Source organism: Arcobacter iocasae (assembly GCF_042214795.1).
GTDB lineage: Bacteria > Campylobacterota > Campylobacteria > Campylobacterales > Arcobacteraceae > Arcobacter > Arcobacter iocasae.
The window spans coordinates 2,542,255-2,561,209 of record NZ_CP090177.1 but is presented as its reverse complement, the minus strand read 5'-3'; the positions used below and the strand labels follow the sequence as shown (position 1 = coordinate 2,561,209).

Genomic DNA, 18,955 nt, shown 5'->3' with positions numbered 1-18,955 from the left:
AAATCATGCAAAATATTTTAAATATAAAAAATCTCAAAAAGACCTTTGGAGATTATAAAGCTGTTAATGGGATAAACTTTCAAGTGGAAGAAGGAAAGTTTTTTTCTATTTTGGGACCATCAGGTTGTGGAAAGACAACATTACTTAGAATGATAGCTGGGTTTTTAGAACCAAGTTCAGGGAATATAATTATCAATAACAAAGAGATGATAGGAATACCACCAAATAAAAGACCTGTAAATCTTGTTTTTCAAAACTTAGCACTATTTCCCATGATGAATGTCCAAGAAAATGTAGCCTTTGGCTTAAAAAGACAAAATGTTCCCAAAAAAGAGATAGAAATAAAAGTCAAATCTATGTTAGAGAGAGTTCATTTAAGTGATTATTTAAATCACAATGTACAAGAACTCTCAGGTGGACAAAAACAAAGAGTTGCCATAGCTAGATCACTTGTACTTTCACCTTCAATTTTACTTTTAGATGAGCCTTTAGGAGCTTTAGATTTGAAGCTTAGGGAACAGATGAAAATAGAGTTAAAAAAACTTCAAAATGAAATTGGCACGACATTTATTTATATAACTCACGACCAATCTGAAGCTTTAGTTATGAGTGATAAAGTGGCAGTTATGAATAAAGGTAAATTAGAACAAATAGATACTCCTCAAAATCTATACTCAAATCCAAAGACTAGTTTTGTAGCATCTTTTGTGGGGGAAACAAATAAGTTTCAAGCTTATAAAGAAAATGAAAACTCAGTTAAAACAAAAGAAGAGCTTAATTTTTTAGTAAAATTTATAGATACTGATATACAAAAAGATTGTACTTTATTTATAAGACCAGAAGCCATAGCCCTATTTCCAAAAATTGGGGAAAAGGATATGAACTATTTTGATTTAAAGGTAAAAACAATACTTTTTGATGGTTCAAATACAAAAATACTAGCAAGCTTTTTAGATAATAATCATGAAATAATGGTCTCTCTTCCTCAAAATAGAGAGTTTACTCATATTCAAAAAGATGACATAGTAAAAGCTGGTGTTCATTTAGAAGATTGTAAGTGTTATAAGTCATGAAAAAGCATATTAAATTAGGATTTTTTATATTCTTTATTCCAGTATTTTTATGGCTTTTTTTACTTATAATTTTGCCACAAATTGATTTACTGCTTATGTCATTAAAAGTAGAAAATGATGTTGGTGATATGGTTTGGAGTTTTAGCAACTACAATGCATTTTTTAAAGAAAATATATATTGGTATACTTTTGTTAGAACTGCTACATACTCTATTCTTGTGACATTTTTAACTTTTGTAGTAACCTTTCCTATCGCTTTTTATATTACAAAAGTTGTTTCGCCCAAATATAAAGGATTTTTGACAATACTTCTTTTGATGCCATTTTGGGTAAGTGAACTTGTGCGTGTTTATGGTTGGATGATTTTACTTAGGGAAAGTGGAGTTATAAACTATTATTTGATGCAGTTTGGGCTAATAGATAAGCCAATAGAGATGTTATACAATGATATTAGTATGATTATGGGACTTGTTTATACATCAATGTTATTTATGATAGTTCCACTTATTTCTGCATTAGATGGCATGGATGATAGTTATATTGAAGCAGCATTGGATTTAGGTGCTTCAAAATTTGTAATCTTTTTCAAAATAATTATTCCCTATGCAGCTCCTGGAATTGTATCTGGTTCTATAGTTGTATTTATGTTAACACTTGGTAATTATTTAACTCCAAATTTGATGGGTGGGAAAAATTCTTTATGGTTTACAGAGCAAATTTATAACCAATTTATCGCAAGTTTCAATTGGAATCAAGGTGCCGCTTTTGGTTTCTTACTTTTGATTTTATCTTCACTTATTATTTGGATTGGTTTGAAAATTAGCAAACAAAATCTTTCAAAGGCTCTATCATGATAAGGTCATTGCCAAGAAGCAAAAAATATAATTTTGCTTTTTTAGTTTACATAACTTTGTTTTATGTTTTTTTATTTGCACCTTTAGTTATTACTTGTATTTTAGCATTTAATAATTCTGATTTCCCAACTTTACCTTGGAAAGGATTTTCCCTTGATTGGTTTTTATCCGATACAAGAGATAGACTTGGATTATTTCATGATGATAATAGTTTACAAAGCATTATTATCAGTATTCAAACTGCTTTTTTTGTATCTATCTTTTCTTTGATTATGGGAACAATGGGTGCATTTTTATTTGAAAGGGAAGAGTTCAAGTTTAAACAAGCTTTTTATTTTCTAGCGCTTCTTCCTTTAGTAATTCCAGGAGTAATACTTGGTATTTCACTACTTCTAGCAACAAATAGCGCAGGAACATATATAGAAAATACTTTTGGTTTGGATATTAGTATTTTAAGACCTAGTTTTTGGTTAGTTATTATTGGTCAGTTTTCATTTATCTCTACTTTTGTTTTATTAGTAGTTTCTGCAAGACTTAAAAAGTTTGATAACTCTTTATCTGATGCTGCTTTAAATTTAGGAGCTACAAAGTTTGAAACCATCAGATATATTATTTTACCATTTTTAAAACCAGCTCTTATAGGAGCTGGTGCTGTTGCTTTTTTGATGAGTTTTGAAAACTTTAATACTACCCTATTTTTAGTGGGTTCAGATACTACTTTACCAATAAATTTATATCTTCAAGTAAGAGATGGAAGTACCCCAATTATAAATGCCATATCTTTTTTACTGATAATTACAACATCAATTTTGGCAGTTTTAAATTTAGTACTTACAAAAAAAGAGGTCAAATAAATGAACTTTTGGAACAATTTTAAAAAAGATGAACAATTACTTATATCTCACAGAGGTTTAAGATCATTAAGAGCTGAAAATACAATGGCAGCTTTTAAACAAGTAATTGGAACATACAAAATAGTAGAATTTGATGTTGCTTTTACAAAAGATGGAATTGCAGTTATTATTCATGATGATACACTAGAGCGAACAAGTAATGTAAAAGAGTTCGAAGAGTTTAAAAAGCCTTATAAAGTTGTAGATTATACTTATGAGCAACTACTAAATCTTGATTTCTCCTCATGGTTTATAAAAGAAGATCCCTTTAATACTATAAAAGAAAATAAAGTATCACTTGAAGATTTAAAAAAAGAACAAATAGAAAAAATACCAACACTAAAAGAGCTTTTACTATTTTTAAAAGAAAATAATATCTTTGCAAACATTGAAATAAAAGATTTAGAAAATACAAACTTTCATGAAATAGCAGCAATAGAAGTATTAAAAATAGTTGATGAAACTAAAATGCAAAACAAAGTTATAATCTCTTCTTTTAATCATACTTATTTAAAACAAATAAATAATTTAAATCCAAACATTGACATAGCAGCTCTTCAAGAAAACAAACATCCAAAAGACTTGATAAATTATCTAAGAAGTTTAAATGTAAAAAACTATAATTGTGATTTTGAAATCACAGATGAAGCTTTAGTCAAAAAGTTAATTGATGAAGGATTTTATGTAAATGTTTATACAGTAAATAAAAAAGAAGATATCGAAAAACTCTTTAAATGGGGAGTGAAATCTGTTTTTACAGACTATTGAAATAAGAAGTTTTAAACTTCTTATTTTTTCAATTTAGCTTGCTCTAGTTCCCAATATTCCATTTCGAAACTATCTTTTTCACTTATACTTACGAAGCCACCTAATTTTTGAGCTCTTAAAACAGCTTTAATAGTATGAGTTACAATATCATTTATAATATTTGCTTCTTTCTCATTTTTTCCAAAAGATACAACTCCAAAATCTTTTATTACTGCATAATTTGGAGTAGGATTTAAACAAATCTCATCTTTTGCATACCTTTCAAAATATACTTTATACTCTTTTTTATACTCTTCTATCGCACTTTTTATATCATTATCTTCTAAAACTAAAGGCACTTTTTTTGTTCTAATAATATGCTCAGGAGTTAAAACTCCTTTTGTAACATTTTCTTTTAGATTTGTTTGAGAAGCATAATATAAAGCCTCTTTATCTTGATTTACTTTTAAAGCTATATCATAACCTTTTTCTTTAGAAATAGCATTTATAAGTTCAGTTAAATCTACTTCTTTAGCTTCTAAACTTGGTATTTCAAGTTTTGCATTATCTTCTAAAAACTTTTCAGCCAAACTAACAGCATCTATCATTTTGTCATAAGATTTTTTTGCATCATCATCAAAAGTAAAAATTCCATGATTATGTAAAATAATTCCATCACTATTTTTCCAATCATAACCCTTAGCCATATCAAAAATAGTTTTTGCCAGAATAAAACCTGGCATTACATAAGGGATAATTAAAAAGTTTGGAAAAACTTTTTTAATATTTTCTATTCCATTTTTATTATTAGATATAGTTACAACTGCATCTGCGTGTGTATGATCTACAAATTTAAAAGGAATAATTGCATGCAAGATTGCTTCAACCGAAGGATTTGGTGCACTTTTATCAATCATAGCTGCTTTTTGTTGTGATACCATATCGCTATCACTTAAGCTTTCAAGTTTTGCCATTTCAATTAAAGTATCAAGTTTAACAGGAGCGAAGCCCTCTTTTTCAATACTTACTAAGTCCCAACCACTTCCTTTTACATAAAGGATATCTTCACCGTTTACTTTTGATTTTACAGAAGTATTACCTCCACCATGAAGAACAAGTTCATCACTTCTTCCTAATAAGTTTGAAGTAAAAACTCTTAGTTCTAAATCACTTTTATACTTTTGTGCCTCTTCGTTTGTCCATAAATTTTTCAAATTATTGCCTTATATTATTTCTAAATCATCACTATATTTATCTTTACAGTATGGTTCAAAGTTTGCTTTATAATATTTGTAATGTTCTGTAGTTTTATGTCCTTCTAAAGCCTCTTCATCTTCCCAAGCTTCAACAACTACAAACTTTGCTGGATTTTCTTTTAATTGATAGATTTCATATGATAAACAACCTTTTTCATTTTTAGAAGGTTCAACCATAGTTTTTAATAAATCTTTCATTTCTTTAATAGAATCATCTTTTGCTATAAATGTAACTTTTTTTATAATATTCATAATATCTCCAATTTTTAGTTAAGTTAATAGTTTTCATTTTATTATATTTTCACTTAATAATTAAAACTGCTTTTTAAGATTGCTTTTTTATTAAAAATAGTTATAATACTATATCAAATAAAGGAGTTTATATGATTAAGTTATTGGGAATACTTTTAATTACATTTCTTTCACTAAATGCAGCAAGCTTTAATTGGGAAAAAGATTATGCAACGGCTGTTAAAAAAGCAAAAGAGCAAAATAAACCTATTTTTGTGATGGTTAGCTCGCCAACTTGTCCTGAATGTAATTATATGAAAAAGCATGTTTTTGTAAAAGATGAAGTTAAAAATTTTGTAAATAAAAATTTTATTACATATCAATTTGATATCAATGATCAAGATATCCCAAAACAGATGCAATTTTGGGGAATACCAAGATTTTACTTCACAAAAGATGGAGAAAATGTATACAAAAAAGCAATGGGTGGATTAAAAGAGAATAAATTTATGACACTTTTAAAGGAGAATAAAAAATGAAAAAATTATTACTTTTGATTTTTAGTTTCACTTTTCTTTTTTCATATGATGCAGTACAACTTGAGAAATTAAAAAAGACACTAGTTTGTGAAGATTGTGATTTAACTAATGCAAACCTATCAGGTATGAATTTACAAAAAACAAGTTTTGCAGGGTCTGATTTATCAGGGGCAGATTTATCTAAATCAAACTTTGCGAAATCTTCTTTTTGGGGGACAAAATTAGAAGATGTAAAAGGTATGGATTCAAACTTTTTTCAATGTAATTTTGAAAATGCCACTATAAAAAACTCTACTTTTGATAGAAGTAATTTCAAAGGTGGAAACATGCAACTAACAGAGATAAAAGATGTATCTTTTAAAAGTTCAAACCTTTGGGGTGTAAAATTCAGTGAAGCATCAATTGATAATGTTAACTTCTCTTCTTCAAGAATTGCAGATGCAAGATTTAGTGATTTAGATTTGTTAAGTTCTGATTTAAGTGATACTTTAGCCTTTGATGCTGTTTTTGAAAGAGTAAATTTATTACAAAAAGATTGTGATTATTTAAAAGGTGAAGATGCAAAATTTAAAGATGCGGATTGCCAATAAAAGATACTTTTAAAGTATCTTTTATAGTTGTGATTCAATTAATTTTTGTAAATTCTCACCACTAAGATCTTGAAGAGATATTCCATTTACAAAAAATGAAGGAGTTCCTCTTACATTTAAAACTCTTGCATCATCTAAATCTTGTTCGATGATTTTATCATACATGATATTGTCCATACTTTTTGATAATTTTTTCATATCAAGTATATTTGACTTTTCTAAAACAATCCATAATTTTCTAGGATCTACACCATGTCCATCTAACCATTGATTTTGTGTAGCAAACATCAATTCTAAAGTCTCTTTAAAAAGATTTTGCTCTCTAGCACCTTCTAACATTTTAACTGTATAATTAGAATTTGCATGAAAAGGTGCATATCTTAGAACTAATTTAATATCATCTTTATGCTTTTTAAGTATATCTTTAACAAAAGGATAATAATAAGCACAAGTTCCACAAGCTGGATCAAAGAATTCTACTAATTGAACTTTTGCATCTTTAGGTCCCATTACTAAAGAATAATCCCTTTGAAAAACTTCTGCTTTTTCACTTGCTACTTTTCCAAATTCACTAGCCTTATTTTGTTTATAAAAATAACCACCCACAAAAAATAGCCCAATTAGTGCTACTATTATTATTAAAACTGTTTTTTTATTTTGCATTTTTACTCCTAGTACATGTATTTTAATATCTATAGATTAATAGAATATAAATATTTATTTTTAAAAATCAAAATTATACTAATAAAACCTTATTTTAAATAAAATATTTCAAATCAGGAGAAAAAATGCAAACATTTGACCCAGTTGAATACAAAAAAATGGTTAAACAATACCAAGAAGAGAATAAACCACTTGATTGGTTTGATACAATTTATAAAAATGCAAATGGAGATTATAAAAAAGTATTTTGGGCTGACTTGGAAGCAAGTCCTTATTTAATAAATTGGTTAAATAAAAATAAAATCAATAAACAAGCCCCAAAAGCTATTGTAATAGGTTGTGGAGTTGGTGATGATGCAGAAGCATTAAGCGACTTTGGATTTGAGGTTACGGCATTTGATATAGCTCCAACTGCAATTGAACTTTGTAAAAAGAGATATCCAAATACAAAAGTTAATTATCTTGTAGCAAATTTATTTGAATATGATAAATCATGGATTGAAAACTTTGATTTAGTATATGAATGTAATACAATACAAGTTTTACCAGGTGAGTATAGAATCAAAGCTAGAGTTGCTATTTCAAATTTATTAGATATAGGAGGATATGTACTTGTCTCTTGTAGAAGTAGAAAAGAGAATAAAAACTTAGATGAGATACCTTTACCTTTAGATAAAAAAGAAATAAATCAATTTGTATTAAGTGATGAATTAGAAGAGATTAGTTTTTTAGCATATGATGATAATCAAAAACCTTCTGTTCCTCATTTTTTTGCAGTATATAAAAGAGTAAAATGATAAAAAAAATACTTAAAATTATTAAATCAATTCTTATAAAAGAGAAGACTTTCCCCTGTATTGTATGGGATGGGAAGAAAATGAGCTATCCAAACTTAACAAATACACAGATAAAAGAGATAGAAGAATCACCTAAATATGAGGGTTGGAGTGTAATAATTAATGAAAATGTAATATAATATTAAATTTTTTTTAATAATACTTGCATTTAATTTTTATTTTAGCTATACTGTTTTTTATGAAGATGGTTTCGAGTTTCATCTTTGGCTTTTTTTATTGAAAACTATTTACAAGTACACAGATAATCTACCATGAAAGAACACTCAAATTTATATTTTCTACCACTTTAGCAATAAAGTATATTTAAACAACAAAGGAAACTGCATGGCAGATTTAGTAAACGGAACAGTAAAATGGTTCAACAGTGAAAAAGGTTTTGGATTTATCGAACAAGAAAACGGTGGTAAAGATGTATTCGTACATTATAGACAAATTAACAGTACTGGATACGGTAGAGTATCTTTAAACGAAGGTCAAAAAGTAACTTTCGAAGTAGCTGAAGGTCAAAAAGGTCCACAAGCTGAAAATGTAACTGCTTTATAATAATAAAGTTATTTACAATAAAAAAGGTTAGTCAATATGACTAGCCTTTTTTTATGCTTAATTTCTAAAATAAAATTAAGAAATTTTTAATATTAATACATAATTTAAATAAATACCATTCATTTATGTTACTTTATGATACATTATTCTTATATTATAAATAAAATCTTAATTTTAGTTGAGTTATACATCTTTTGTACACTTTATTTACATATACTCCTGCTTCAATTAAGATTTAAAGGGGAAGAAATGAATTTTGAGACTGCAGATTTATGCGATGATAACAGAGACAAAGAGATCCAAGTATTATCAAATGAATATAAAAATTATGGGGGATTAAAAAAATGTGCTGGACAAATAGTAACAATTAAACTTGATAAAAGTAATTGGGAATTATTAGAGATGCTAAGAGATGAAAATGGAAAAGGTAAAGTTGTAGTAGTTGAAAATGCAAGATATTTTTATGGAGTAGTTGGAGATAAATTAATGGATTTTGCTAAAAATAACAATTGGCAAGCTATTATTATCAATGGATATGTAAGAGATATAGCTTATACAAAAGATATAGATGTTGCTTTATATGCCATAGGGACTTGTCCATTAAGAAATTTTGATAAAACAAATTCTTCAAGAGGTGACCAATTAAGTTTTGGGGGAGTTACTTTCCATGAGGGTGACTATTTATATGCCGATTTAGATGGTGTAATAGTTTCAAGAGAAAAATTAATCTAATATTATAAGTAGAGGTAAAAACTCTACTTAACCTACAGCTACTATTCTATATCTTTTTTATCTCAAAATAATATATTAAACAGTAAATGTTACCAAAATGTAACTAGACATTTTATATACAGTTTGTAATAATTATCTAACAAATTCATGATATAATGAAATTATGAAAGAAAAAATATATGTAGTAGATACAAACATTATTCTACAAAACCTACAAAACCTGTATAAAGTCAGTGATAATGGTTCTAATGTAATAGTTGTGCCTGAAACTGTTTTATTTGAGCTTGAGGACAAAAAAAAGTTACCAAATGAACTTGGTTTTTACTCAAGAGAGTTTGCTAGACTTCTAGCTAAAATGAAAATCAAAGAAGTAGATCATAGAAGTAAATTCAAAGTTGTAAAATATTTTAGTGATGATCTTCAACTACATGTTATTGCAAAAGATAAATATGATTCAGAAATAGAACAAGTTCACTTAAGTGAAAGTAATGACAAAAGAATCATTGAAGTTGCAGCAATCGCCCAACAGTACTATAAAGGTGCTCAAACAATATTTTTATCAATTGACATTTATGCAAGAACTTTTGCTCAGTTTAAAGGAATAAAAGCTGAGACTCTACATGATGATAAATCTGTTGTTCCTAAATTCGAATTTGTAAAAACAATTGAAGTTGACTCATCTATATTTAATTCACTTGATGGGAAACCAATAACTAGCTTTGATGATAAATATACTTTTGAAAATTTCTCTTATGAATTTAGTAGTGAAGATGGTAATAAAGAGTATGCAATTATCATTAATAAGATAATAAATATTTTAAGTGAAAGTGATTTTAAAGCCTTACAAGTAAAACCTGTAAATCTAAAACAAAAATTATTTTCAAAAGCTATTGTTTCTAATATGTATGATTTATTGGTTATAGATGCAAAAGCTGGAAGTGGTAAAACATTGATGTCAATTGCAAGTGCAATGAGACTTATTGACTTAGGACTTTATGATAAAATAGTATATGTAAGAAACTCTATTGAATCACTTGACAAAGGTGCTGATATTGGGTTTTTATCAGGTAATGATGAGAAATTTCGTATTTATAATATGGCTTTAACTGATACTTTAGAGTTTATTGCTAAAAAGCAGTTGAAAAAATCAGAAAACAAAGAAAATAAAGAATCTATTGATAGCAAAATTTCTGAATTAACATCTAAATACTGTATTGAAACTCTATGGCCAGGAGAAGCTAGAGGAAGAACGCTTAGCTCGGCAATTGTTATTATGGATGAGTGGCAAAATTCAAGTGAGAAGACTACTCAACTTATACTTTCAAGACTTGATGAAAGCTGTATGGCAATTGTGATTGGGTCAAATAGACAAATTGATAACTTATATTTAAATAAATACAACAATGGTCTAACTACCCTTTTAAAACAGACAAACTTTGAACATGATGAAGTTAAGATGTTTGCAATTGAGTTAGAAAAAGCAGTAAGAGGTAAATTTGCAGAATTTACTGAACGAATATTTGAAAATAAGAAAAACTAAATAGTAATAAGAAGATTGTTCTATTTTTTAGAACAACCCTCTTCTCCACAACCACAGCCACCATTTTTTTTGAATGTTTTTCTTAAAATATATGCTAAAGCTAATAAAACGATTGAAAAAATTGCTATTTCTTGCATTATAGATCCTAATTGATAATAAGTATTAATATAATATTTTATACTTATATTTATAAATTTGTAATTAAATTGAAATTAATTTGTAACATTAAATAAAATTAAGTCATAATTATGAAAAGAATAACTTAATTTAAAAAAGGAAACTACCATACAAAATAGACTAATAAATGATACTATTTATAATCATATAGAGTATACAAAACTTGAAGATTTGATTTTACAAAGTAAGATATTAAATAGACTGCAATTTGTAACACAAAATGCCCTAGCTTATTTTTCATTTCCCTCAATCACCACAAAAAGATTTATACATTGTTTGGGAACAATGCATGTAAGTTCTTATATGCTAAAAAATGCCCTTTTAAATAGTGATTCAACAACAAGGGACATGTTTTTAAAAAGTATGAGAAAAGTTATACATGAGATAATTGTAGAAGATAATTTAAATATTACATTTGATGAAGGTAGTTCTTATTTTGATAATAAAGCCTTATATCAATTCTCTATACCTACAAACTCTAAAATGTACAATGATACTTATATAATCACTTTACAAGCCGTAAGACTAGCAGGATTATTACATGATGTAGGACATCTTCCTTTTTCACATCAAGTTGAAAATGCACTAAAACGAGTATATGAAAATATTCAGAACAGTCCCGATTTGTTACAAAAAGAAGAAAACTTTAAAGATTTATATGAAGATATAACTTCAAACCAAAAACAAGTATTACATGAAGCTATTGGTGAAAATTTTATTGATTTATTATTTAAAGAAGAACTTATAAAAAATAGCGATGTACAATCAGATATTGACTATTTTAAATTATTACATAAGCTTTGTATGTTTATTTTAAAAGAGAAAGTTTATGCTAAGTTTGATTTTAAAGTATTACATTCAATTATTAGTGGAACTGTTGATGCTGATAGATTAGATTATATAAATCGTGATATGGTAGCTTCTGGATATATAGGGGGAGCAAATGATAACTTGCGAATTACAAAACATACTGTATTAGTAAGAGATGGGAAAACTTTTAAAATAAGTTTCTTTGATATGGGGTTAATCGATATTGAACATCTTTTAGAAATGAGATTTAACTTATATAAAAAAGTAATCTATAATCATGGTATTGCAAAAACAGATGCCCTATTAGAAAATGTAGTTTTATACCTTTCTAAAAAATATTTTAAAAATGGCATGTTTTATGAAAAAAACTCATCAAATTGTATTGCTATGCTTTGGAATTTTTTAAGTGAAAAGAATGAAGAAAGAAGATTAGATATTGTCTCTATGCTTGATGAAAATTGGCTAATTTCACTATTTAAAAAAGAGTATTTTGAAATAAAAAATAAAGATACTAAAACAAATGATGACAAAAAGTATCTAAAATCATTTGAAGAAGTGCTTTTTGGAAAAAGATTTTTCAGATCTCCTTGGAAAAATTTAAATGAATTTTATAAGGTACTAGAATTTTCTACAATCGAAAGATATAAATTTAGAGAAAGTTTTGGATACCTTACAAAAAACAGATTCAAAAAACTTAGAATCGAACTAGATAAATTCATAAAGAAATGGGAAACCCAAGAAGAAGATGTATTTTTTACATACCAAATCGTATCTTTTACTTTAGGATTAAATAAAGAGTTTACTTTATATGATGGTGAAGAAATTATTCCAATAGATGAAATTTCAACTGTTAGAAAAAGATTGAAAAAATCTATGCTAAATACTGTGCCTTTTTATATATATACAAATAAAAAAGATATGAATCTAACTTTGAAAAAAGAGCTTAAAGATATAGTGTTTAAAATCTTTGAAGATTAAATAATAAATTAAGACAAATCCTTAAGAATTTTTGGTTATTATTACGAAAAATTATCCTTATAGGACTTGTCATGTTTAACAAAATAAAATCATTTGTTGATGGTGGATTTTTTACAAAATTCATAACCTATTTAATCGTATTAAATGGTATTACGATGGGATTAGAGACTTCAAAAGAGTTTATGGCAAACTATGAAGTATATGCAATACTTTTTAATCAAATCGTTATTACAATATTTACAATAGAAATCATACTTAGAATTTATGTACATAGAATATCTTTTTTCAAAGATGCTTGGAGTATATTTGATTTTACAATAGTTGCTATTTCATTGATTCCATTAAGTTCTGGTTTTGAAATACTTAGAATACTAAGAGTACTAAGACTTTTTAGGCTTATAACTGTTGTTCCTCAAATGAGAAAGATAGTCACAGCACTTATTAGCGTAATACCTGGTATGTTATCTGTTATTGCTCTTATGAGTCTGTTCTTTTATATATTTGCTATTATGTCTACTCAACTATTCTCTGAAAGCTTTCCACAATGGTTTGGCACTTTAGGTGAGTCATTTTACACACTTTTTCAAATCATGACTTTAGAGTCTTGGTCTATGGGAATTGTTCGACCTATCATGGAAGTTTATCCACATGCTTGGATTTTCTTTGTTCCATTTATTTTTATTGTGACCTTTGTAATGATAAATTTAGTTGTGGCAATTATAGTTGATGCAATGGCAATACTAAATCAAGATGAAGAAAAACATATTATTGAAGAGGTTCAATCAAATGAACACCATGTAAATGATGAAATTAAAAAATTAAGAGAAGAGATTTCTGAGCTTAAAGTATTAATAAAGGCAACTATAAAAAGTTAGCCTTTATATAAATTATTTTAGTCGTTTCTTGAAGTTACTTCTATAAGATGGTAACCAAATTCTGTTTGAACTGGACCTTGTATTTCTCCTACAGGAGCACTAAATACAACATCTTCGAACTCTTTTACCATTTGACCTTTTCCAAATGTACCTAAAGCTCCACCTTGATCTCCTGATGGACATAATGAATATTGTTCTGCAGCTTCTACAAAATCTAAATCCCCACTAATTATTTGTTCTTTTACTTGATTACAAATATCTTCATTATCTATTAAGATATGTCTTGCACTAGCTTCCACTGCCATTAATACTCCTTTTTAAAATAAATCTACACATTCAACTTTATCTGGAAAAAATTCTTTTATTTTACTTCTTCCTAGATTTTTTGCTTCATAAAGCGATATATCAGCGTTTCTTAAAATATAATCAACAGAATTTGTTTGATTATCATAATGGGTAATACCCACGCAAATAGTCTTTTTCAAAGTATAACCTGAGGGAGATACTTTTACTTCACTTTTTGCAAAAACATCGATTAATTTTTGAGCTACAAGTTTCGCATCATTTTGTGATGTAAGTCCAACTAAAGTAACCAAAAATTCATCTGCTTCTAATCTTACAACGATGTCAGATTCCCTTATATTATTTCTTAATATTTCTGATAAACTAATTAAAACATTATCACCAACATCATAATCAAACTCATCAATAACTGCTTTAAAATGATCAATTCCTACCATCAAAAATGAGATATTTTTATTCTCTCTTTTAGACAAGGGCAAAAGTTTATTTAGATGTTCAACTAAAAATTTTCTATTATAAACACTTGTCAAAGGGTCTTTAAAAGTGAGTTTTTGTACTAATTCTTGATATGAAACACTAGTTATAAAAGGTGCCACCATATAAAAAAAAGCATTTAATATTTCATCATTTGATGAAATTTCTTTTAAGTGTTTTTTATTTTCACAAACTAAATAAAAATTAATCGTTAAACTTTTATTCATAAAAATTTTATATTTTTTAATCATTGAACTGTTTTCATAAACTTCATCACTAGAGTTTTGAAAAGCAATCTCTTTATCTTTTTCATCCAAAGAGTCAATTATGATTTTTAATGATTTTATATAAAAAGTTCTTTCAAGCCATATTTGTAGCTCTTCATAGATAAGCTTAACTTCTTTTATATCTCTTAACTTGTCATAAAAATCAAGATATTCATAAATATTTTGATTAAAACAATTAGCTTCTAAAAATCTTTTTATACCACTTACAATCAAATTATTCATCAAATTCCTTGAAAAATATATTATTTAATTATATATTACCTATTTTTACTTTTATTTTTTATAATATGAACTATCTATCAAATATTCTAAAGAATTTACCTTTGATTTTTAAAGATTCTTTTTCTTTTATTTTTCTTTCATATGCTTCAACTTTTATTGCAACATAAGAGCACATAGGAAGTATTTTGATTTTACCAATATCATCTTTATCTAAATTATTATCTTGTATCAAACAGCCTAAGATATCAGCAGGTCTTAGTTTTAATTTTTTTCCACCACTTATATAAATAGTTTTATATTCTGATGTTAATTTATATACCTCATCAATCAAACTCTCTTCATCAACATAAACTAGCTCTTTATTTACTTGCAGGTCTTCAACTTTATCTTCATCATAATCATTATATAAAGTTAAAGCAACTCCACTTTTACCAGCTCTTGCTGTTCTTCCTATTCTATGAGTATAAACATTTGTGTCATTTGCCATATCATAGTTTATAACCATCTCTACATCATCAATATCAAGTCCCCTACTTGCAACATCTGTCGCTATTAGTATTGGATATGATTTATTTGAAAATAGTGTGATAATTTCATCTCTTGTTTTTTGTTCAAAATCAGAGTGTAAAACTAAAGGGTCATATCCCATATCATAAAGATATGTATCTAGTTCATCACATTTGATTTTTGTATTACAGAAGATTATTACAGAGCTTGGTTTATATGTTGAAAATAGCTTTAATAAAACACTATCTTTTCTTGAAGTTTTTATAAACTCTTCTCTTATTGTACTTTCACTATGAACTGTATCTACACTTTTAAAAATAGGATCTACTAAGATACCTTTTGAAAGCTCTTTTATATTCTCATCATAGGTTGCAGAAAATAACAGTGTTTGTCGCTGTTTTGGTATAAAGCTTATTACCTTTTCTATATCTTCTAAAAATCCCATATCAAGCATTCTATCTGCTTCATCTAATACAAGCGTATCAATTGACTCTGGATTTAGATTTTGCTCTCTTAGGTGAAATAGTACTCGTCCTGGAGTTCCAACTATTACATGTGCTCCATGGGTTAATGAATGTGTTTGTCTACTTGAGGGAACGCCACCACATAAAGTCAATATCTTGATATTGTGTTTATATCTAGCTATTCTTCTAAGTTCTTCTGCAACTTGGTCAGCAAGTTCCCTTGTAGGGCATAAAACCAAACACTGTGTTTTAAACTTTTTCACATCTATTTTATTTAATAGCCCTATTCCAAAAGCAGCAGTTTTCCCACTTCCTGTTTTTGCTTTTGCTATTACATCTTTTCCTTCTAATATTAAAGGTAAAGACTCCTCTTGTATTTTTGTTAGAGTTTCATAACCTAAAGATATCAAGTTTTCTTTTAGTTTTTCGTCTATGTTTAGTGTAGTTATTGCTAGCATTTATATCTTCTTTAAGTAGTAAGTAACAGTAAGTACAATAGCTAAGATTATTGCTACTCCATAATACTTATAATCATCTGCGTAAGTTAAAACAACTTCGCCTAGTTTATAACTGATATATCCAACTATTACTGCCCAAAGAATTGTAGCAAAGAAGTTAAATATAGTAAATTTTTTAAATGAGTATTTTGTAAGTCCCATAGCCAAAGGAATCAAAGTTTTTATCCCATACACATACTTTTGTAAAAATACAACTGGTGAGCCATATTTTCTCATCCACAAATGGGCAAGTGCAACTTTTCTTCCATGCTTTTTCATTATATCTTTTGCGTAGTTTTTATTTGTTCTTGCCATATAAAATAGAAACTGATCTCCTAAGAAGTTTGAACTAGCTGCAACTATAATACAAATATATATATTCAAATCACCAGAATAAGCTAAAACACTTGCAACCACAAGACCAACAAAACCACCACCAAATGAGTATAAGAATAGAGCTAAGTAACCCCATTGATTAATTATATCTTCCAAAACAATCCTCTATATTTATTAATAGCAAGAATACTATCTAAAATAGTGATAAAAAGCTCTTAACTTCTCTTGTGCTTCTTCTATACTTATGGGAGAGAATCTTATTTTGCTATTTGGTTTTGCTTGGGCTAGATTAAAACAATCTAGGCTAAAAACAGTTCCAATCTTTGGATATCCTCCAATAGTTTGTCTCTCTTTTAATAAAATAATTGGTTGTCCATCACTTGGTATTTGAACAGCCCCAAAAGCAATACCTTCTGAAATGATTCCATTGATATCTGATTTTATTATTTCTCCATTTAACTTACAGCCCATTCTATTAAAATCATTTGTTATAGTATAAGAGCTTGAAAAGAATTTATCTTTTTCTTCTTGTGAAAAGTTCTCTTCTTGAGAGCAAAGAATTACTCTTAAAATCAATTCATCACTGTATTTTGGAATATACTCTTGATGTAGTCTTTTTTTATATGTAGCTTGAGAACTTTTAAAAGGTAAGATATCCCCTTTTTTTAATTTATCCCCATCAATTCCACCAAGGCTTTCTTTTATAGTTGTACTATTACTTCCAAACTCTTTTTTTATATCAAAGCCACCACTTACTGCTAGATATACTCTCGTACCTTCTATTATTCTTCCAACTTTTAAAATATCACCATTTTTTATATTATGTGTTTCCCAAGTATTCATTAAAACATCATTTATAAAAAACTCACACTTAGCACCTGTAAGTGCAATTTGTGTTGAAGCATTTACTTTAAACTGAACATTTGAAAAAGATATTTCTAGGGCATTTGTACCATAATCATTTCCAAGTATTTTATTTGCATACAAATAAGCGTATTCATCCATAACTCCAGAGTTTGAAACTCCAATATTAGAGTAAGAAAATCTTCCCATATCTTGTATTGTTGCTAGTATTGGTTTATTTATTATTTCTAAACTCATATAATCCCACCTTGAGCTAAGAACTCTTCTTTACTGATTGCATTAAATTTAACCTTATCACCAACACTCAAAGGAGAAAGTTTTTCTAAACTCTTATCAAATAACTCCATTGCTGTTCTTCCTATGATATTCCAACCACCAGGAGAACTTTGAGGATAAACTGCTGTTTGTGTATCTGCAATAGCAACTGAGCCTTTTGGCACACTTTTTCTTGGGCTTGATAATCTTGGCACGGCTATTTGTTTATCAACACTTGCTAAAAATCCAAAACCAGGAGCAAAACCTATGGCATATACATCATATAATTTTTGTGAGTGTATTTCTATAATCTTTTCTATTGGAAGTTTTGTTTTTATACTCATGTCACTTAAGTCCAAACCAACTTCTTCTCCATAATAAACATCAATATTTATAATGTTTTTAGAACTATTATCTTCATACTCTAAATTAATACTTTGTTTTAATAGTTCTACTAAAGAAGAATAATCATATTTAAAAATATCATATGAGATATAAATAGTAGTATATGAAGGAATAATTTCTATTATTCCTTCTATATTTAAACTCTTTAAAGACAAATAAGCTTTTTGCACATCATTAGCTATCTTTTCACTTATTTCATTTCCAAAATATATAACTAATGAATCAACAGAAGCTACTTTAAATATCATGCAGAGATTTCCTTTCTAAGTATTTTTATAAACTCCAAGGCATTTTTAGTATCACCATGTACACAAAGAGCATCAACTTTTAAAGCTAACTCTTTCCCACTAATACTATTTAAAGTACCTTTTTCTTTTAGATTTTTAACTCTTGATATAACTTCTTTTTCATCATGAATCACAGCATTATCTTCACTTCTTGAGACTAAACTTCCATCATCATTGTAATTTCTATCTGCAAATACTTCATATAATAAAGAAATATTATAACTCTGCGCGATTTTTGCATACTCTTCATTTTTTGGGCTTGATAGTATCATTAGATTTATTTCTTTATCATAAGATGAAATAGCACTTAAAATTGCTCTAAATACATTTTCTTTATTCATCATATCATGGTATAACCCACCATGGGGTTTAACATAAGATACATATGTTCCATGTACTTTACAAAAAACACTTAATGCTCCAATTTGATATAAAACAATTGAACTTATCTCTTCATCACTACAAGGTATACTTCGTCTACCAAAGCCAACTAAATCTTGATATCCAGGATGTGCCCCAATTGTTACACTATTTTTTTTAGCTAAGGCAACTGACTTATTCATAGTAAGAGCATCACTTGCATGGAATCCGCAAGCAAGATTTGCCATATTGATATATGGCATAATCTCTTCATCTAATCCCATTTTCCAAATACCAAAACTCTCACCCATATCACAATTTAATTTTATACTCATC

At 27.5% G+C, this 18,955-nt stretch carries 24 protein-coding genes; 13 read left to right on the top strand and 11 right to left on the bottom strand.

From position 1 onward, the window contains the following. Positions 1-5 precede the first annotated feature (5 nt). Genes LXN10_RS12855 through LXN10_RS12840 form a run of 4 tightly spaced genes read left to right on the top strand, consistent with a single transcriptional unit; the run spans position 6 to position 3,588 of the window. Positions 6-1,073, top strand: coding sequence for an ABC transporter ATP-binding protein (locus tag LXN10_RS12855; RefSeq protein WP_375723393.1), 1,068 nt, complete (start codon positions 6-8; stop codon positions 1,071-1,073). Continuing rightward, positions 1,070-1,927, top strand: a complete 858-nt coding sequence (locus LXN10_RS12850; RefSeq protein ID WP_375723392.1) for an ABC transporter permease — start codon at positions 1,070-1,072, stop codon at positions 1,925-1,927. The genes LXN10_RS12855 and LXN10_RS12850 overlap by 4 nt, the downstream gene beginning before the upstream one ends. Further along, positions 1,924-2,781: an ABC transporter permease gene (locus LXN10_RS12845; protein ID WP_375723391.1), complete on the top strand. Its 858-nt coding sequence runs from the start codon at positions 1,924-1,926 to the stop codon at positions 2,779-2,781. Before LXN10_RS12850 ends, LXN10_RS12845 begins: the two co-directional genes overlap by 4 nt. Further along, on the top strand, positions 2,782-3,588 hold the full coding sequence (locus LXN10_RS12840) for a glycerophosphodiester phosphodiesterase (RefSeq protein WP_375723390.1): 807 nt from the start codon (positions 2,782-2,784) through the stop codon (positions 3,586-3,588). Positions 3,589-3,608: 20 nt separating this feature from the next. Here the strand turns inward: LXN10_RS12840 and LXN10_RS12835 are convergent, their stop codons facing one another. Together LXN10_RS12835 and LXN10_RS12830 are read right to left on the bottom strand one after the other, a co-directional pair. Then, on the bottom strand, positions 3,609-4,781 hold the full coding sequence (locus tag LXN10_RS12835) for a class II aldolase/adducin family protein (RefSeq protein WP_375723389.1): 1,173 nt from the start codon (positions 4,779-4,781) through the stop codon (positions 3,609-3,611). Between the two features lie 9 nt (positions 4,782-4,790). Then, the gene (locus tag LXN10_RS12830) at positions 4,791-5,075 is read right to left on the bottom strand and encodes a putative quinol monooxygenase (RefSeq protein WP_375723388.1); all 285 of its coding nucleotides are present in this window, start codon (positions 5,073-5,075) and stop codon (positions 4,791-4,793) included. 131 nt (positions 5,076-5,206) lie between these two features. Between LXN10_RS12830 and LXN10_RS12825 the strand changes: the two genes are divergently transcribed. Continuing rightward, complete coding sequence (locus LXN10_RS12825) at positions 5,207-5,593, top strand: thioredoxin family protein (protein ID WP_375723387.1); 387 nt, start codon at positions 5,207-5,209, stop codon at positions 5,591-5,593. Next, a complete protein-coding gene (locus LXN10_RS12820) occupies positions 5,590-6,183 on the top strand; it encodes a pentapeptide repeat-containing protein (protein WP_375723386.1) in 594 nt (197 codons plus the stop codon). Before LXN10_RS12825 ends, LXN10_RS12820 begins: the two co-directional genes overlap by 4 nt. Positions 6,184-6,204: 21 nt before the next feature. Here the strand turns inward: LXN10_RS12820 and LXN10_RS12815 are convergent, their stop codons facing one another. Continuing rightward, entirely contained in the window at positions 6,205-6,846 is a 642-nt protein-coding gene (locus tag LXN10_RS12815) for a DsbA family protein (RefSeq protein ID WP_375723385.1), read from the bottom strand. A 125-nt stretch (positions 6,847-6,971) separates the two neighbouring features. Here LXN10_RS12815 and LXN10_RS12810 point away from each other — a divergent pair, with 125 nt between their 5' ends. The 5 genes from LXN10_RS12810 to LXN10_RS12790 all read left to right on the top strand — a co-directional run bounded on the left by LXN10_RS12810 (position 6,972) and on the right by LXN10_RS12790 (position 10,518). Further along, positions 6,972-7,643 (top strand): class I SAM-dependent methyltransferase, encoded by a 672-nt coding sequence (locus tag LXN10_RS12810; RefSeq protein WP_375723384.1) that lies wholly within the window; start codon positions 6,972-6,974, stop codon positions 7,641-7,643. Next, positions 7,640-7,822 (top strand): hypothetical protein, encoded by a 183-nt coding sequence (locus tag LXN10_RS12805; RefSeq protein WP_375723383.1) that lies wholly within the window; start codon positions 7,640-7,642, stop codon positions 7,820-7,822. Before LXN10_RS12810 ends, LXN10_RS12805 begins: the two co-directional genes overlap by 4 nt. Before the next feature lie 205 nt (positions 7,823-8,027). Continuing rightward, positions 8,028-8,246, top strand: a complete 219-nt coding sequence (locus LXN10_RS12800; RefSeq protein WP_013135109.1) for a cold-shock protein — start codon at positions 8,028-8,030, stop codon at positions 8,244-8,246. Positions 8,247-8,495: 249 nt separating this feature from the next. After that, positions 8,496-8,978 carry an S-adenosylmethionine--2-demethylmenaquinone methyltransferase gene (locus tag LXN10_RS12795; protein ID WP_375723382.1) on the top strand — a complete coding sequence of 161 codons (483 nt, stop codon included), beginning with the start codon at positions 8,496-8,498 and terminating at the stop codon, positions 8,976-8,978. A 163-nt stretch (positions 8,979-9,141) separates the two neighbouring features. Continuing rightward, the gene (locus LXN10_RS12790) at positions 9,142-10,518 is read left to right on the top strand and encodes a PhoH family protein (protein ID WP_375723381.1); all 1,377 of its coding nucleotides are present in this window, start codon (positions 9,142-9,144) and stop codon (positions 10,516-10,518) included. A gap of 20 nt (positions 10,519-10,538) precedes the next feature. Here LXN10_RS12790 and LXN10_RS12785 read toward each other — a convergent pair whose 3' ends face one another. Continuing rightward, positions 10,539-10,655, bottom strand: coding sequence for a FeoB-associated Cys-rich membrane protein (locus tag LXN10_RS12785; RefSeq protein WP_129099788.1), 117 nt, complete (start codon positions 10,653-10,655; stop codon positions 10,539-10,541). A gap of 211 nt (positions 10,656-10,866) precedes the next feature. On the opposite strand from LXN10_RS12785, the gene LXN10_RS12780 reads away from it, so the two are divergent. Further along, positions 10,867-12,483: an HD domain-containing protein gene (locus tag LXN10_RS12780; RefSeq protein ID WP_375723380.1), complete on the top strand. Its 1,617-nt coding sequence runs from the start codon at positions 10,867-10,869 to the stop codon at positions 12,481-12,483. A gap of 71 nt (positions 12,484-12,554) precedes the next feature. Next, positions 12,555-13,358: an ion transporter gene (locus LXN10_RS12775; RefSeq protein WP_375723379.1), complete on the top strand. Its 804-nt coding sequence runs from the start codon at positions 12,555-12,557 to the stop codon at positions 13,356-13,358. A 17-nt stretch (positions 13,359-13,375) separates the two neighbouring features. Here LXN10_RS12775 and LXN10_RS12770 read toward each other — a convergent pair whose 3' ends face one another. The 7 genes from LXN10_RS12770 to LXN10_RS12740 form a co-directional block, all read right to left on the bottom strand. Further along, positions 13,376-13,663 (bottom strand): peptidylprolyl isomerase, encoded by a 288-nt coding sequence (locus LXN10_RS12770; protein ID WP_375723378.1) that lies wholly within the window; start codon positions 13,661-13,663, stop codon positions 13,376-13,378. A 12-nt stretch (positions 13,664-13,675) separates the two neighbouring features. Beyond that, a complete protein-coding gene (locus LXN10_RS12765) occupies positions 13,676-14,644 on the bottom strand; it encodes a GGDEF domain-containing protein (RefSeq protein ID WP_375723377.1) in 969 nt (322 codons plus the stop codon). A gap of 70 nt (positions 14,645-14,714) precedes the next feature. Beyond that, positions 14,715-16,073, bottom strand: a complete 1,359-nt coding sequence (dbpA, locus tag LXN10_RS12760) for an ATP-dependent RNA helicase DbpA (RefSeq protein ID WP_375723376.1) — start codon at positions 16,071-16,073, stop codon at positions 14,715-14,717. Next, complete coding sequence (locus tag LXN10_RS12755; RefSeq protein WP_375723375.1) at positions 16,074-16,604, bottom strand: DedA family protein; 531 nt, start codon at positions 16,602-16,604, stop codon at positions 16,074-16,076. It abuts the gene before it with no gap. Between the two features lie 33 nt (positions 16,605-16,637). Continuing rightward, on the bottom strand, positions 16,638-17,549 hold the full coding sequence (locus LXN10_RS12750) for a biotin-dependent carboxyltransferase family protein (protein WP_375723374.1): 912 nt from the start codon (positions 17,547-17,549) through the stop codon (positions 16,638-16,640). Then, positions 17,546-18,220, bottom strand: coding sequence for a 5-oxoprolinase subunit PxpB (gene pxpB / locus LXN10_RS12745; RefSeq protein WP_375723373.1), 675 nt, complete (start codon positions 18,218-18,220; stop codon positions 17,546-17,548). The genes LXN10_RS12750 and pxpB overlap by 4 nt, the downstream gene beginning before the upstream one ends. Then, a complete protein-coding gene (locus LXN10_RS12740) occupies positions 18,217-18,954 on the bottom strand; it encodes a 5-oxoprolinase subunit PxpA (protein WP_375723372.1) in 738 nt (245 codons plus the stop codon). Before LXN10_RS12740 ends, pxpB begins: the two co-directional genes overlap by 4 nt. Position 18,955 lies beyond the last annotated feature (1 nt).

What these genes read in the sequence shown, in the direction of transcription:
- LXN10_RS12790 (WP_375723381.1), top strand. Translation starts at nt 9,142, where the DNA reads ATGAAAGAAAAAATATATGTAGTAGATACAAACATTATTCTACAAAAC.
- LXN10_RS12850 (WP_375723392.1), top strand. Translation starts at nt 1,070, where the DNA reads ATGAAAAAGCATATTAAATTAGGATTTTTTATATTCTTTATTCCAGTA.
- LXN10_RS12785 (WP_129099788.1), bottom strand. Translation starts at nt 10,655, where the DNA reads ATGCAAGAAATAGCAATTTTTTCAATCGTTTTATTAGCTTTAGCATAT.
- LXN10_RS12825 (WP_375723387.1), top strand. Translation starts at nt 5,207, where the DNA reads ATGATTAAGTTATTGGGAATACTTTTAATTACATTTCTTTCACTAAAT.
- LXN10_RS12750 (WP_375723374.1), bottom strand. Translation starts at nt 17,549, where the DNA reads ATGAGTTTAGAAATAATAAATAAACCAATACTAGCAACAATACAAGAT.
- LXN10_RS12810 (WP_375723384.1), top strand. Translation starts at nt 6,972, where the DNA reads ATGCAAACATTTGACCCAGTTGAATACAAAAAAATGGTTAAACAATAC.
- LXN10_RS12795 (WP_375723382.1), top strand. Translation starts at nt 8,496, where the DNA reads ATGAATTTTGAGACTGCAGATTTATGCGATGATAACAGAGACAAAGAG.
- LXN10_RS12805 (WP_375723383.1), top strand. Translation starts at nt 7,640, where the DNA reads ATGATAAAAAAAATACTTAAAATTATTAAATCAATTCTTATAAAAGAG.
- LXN10_RS12845 (WP_375723391.1), top strand. Translation starts at nt 1,924, where the DNA reads ATGATAAGGTCATTGCCAAGAAGCAAAAAATATAATTTTGCTTTTTTA.
- LXN10_RS12840 (WP_375723390.1), top strand. Translation starts at nt 2,782, where the DNA reads ATGAACTTTTGGAACAATTTTAAAAAAGATGAACAATTACTTATATCT.
- pxpB (WP_375723373.1), bottom strand. Translation starts at nt 18,220, where the DNA reads ATGATATTTAAAGTAGCTTCTGTTGATTCATTAGTTATATATTTTGGA.
- LXN10_RS12740 (WP_375723372.1), bottom strand. Translation starts at nt 18,954, where the DNA reads ATGAGTATAAAATTAAATTGTGATATGGGTGAGAGTTTTGGTATTTGG.
- LXN10_RS12775 (WP_375723379.1), top strand. Translation starts at nt 12,555, where the DNA reads ATGTTTAACAAAATAAAATCATTTGTTGATGGTGGATTTTTTACAAAA.
- LXN10_RS12820 (WP_375723386.1), top strand. Translation starts at nt 5,590, where the DNA reads ATGAAAAAATTATTACTTTTGATTTTTAGTTTCACTTTTCTTTTTTCA.
- LXN10_RS12855 (WP_375723393.1), top strand. Translation starts at nt 6, where the DNA reads ATGCAAAATATTTTAAATATAAAAAATCTCAAAAAGACCTTTGGAGAT.
- dbpA (WP_375723376.1), bottom strand. Translation starts at nt 16,073, where the DNA reads ATGCTAGCAATAACTACACTAAACATAGACGAAAAACTAAAAGAAAAC.
- LXN10_RS12800 (WP_013135109.1), top strand. Translation starts at nt 8,028, where the DNA reads ATGGCAGATTTAGTAAACGGAACAGTAAAATGGTTCAACAGTGAAAAA.
- LXN10_RS12830 (WP_375723388.1), bottom strand. Translation starts at nt 5,075, where the DNA reads ATGAATATTATAAAAAAAGTTACATTTATAGCAAAAGATGATTCTATT.
- LXN10_RS12770 (WP_375723378.1), bottom strand. Translation starts at nt 13,663, where the DNA reads ATGGCAGTGGAAGCTAGTGCAAGACATATCTTAATAGATAATGAAGAT.
- LXN10_RS12815 (WP_375723385.1), bottom strand. Translation starts at nt 6,846, where the DNA reads ATGCAAAATAAAAAAACAGTTTTAATAATAATAGTAGCACTAATTGGG.
- LXN10_RS12765 (WP_375723377.1), bottom strand. Translation starts at nt 14,644, where the DNA reads ATGAATAATTTGATTGTAAGTGGTATAAAAAGATTTTTAGAAGCTAAT.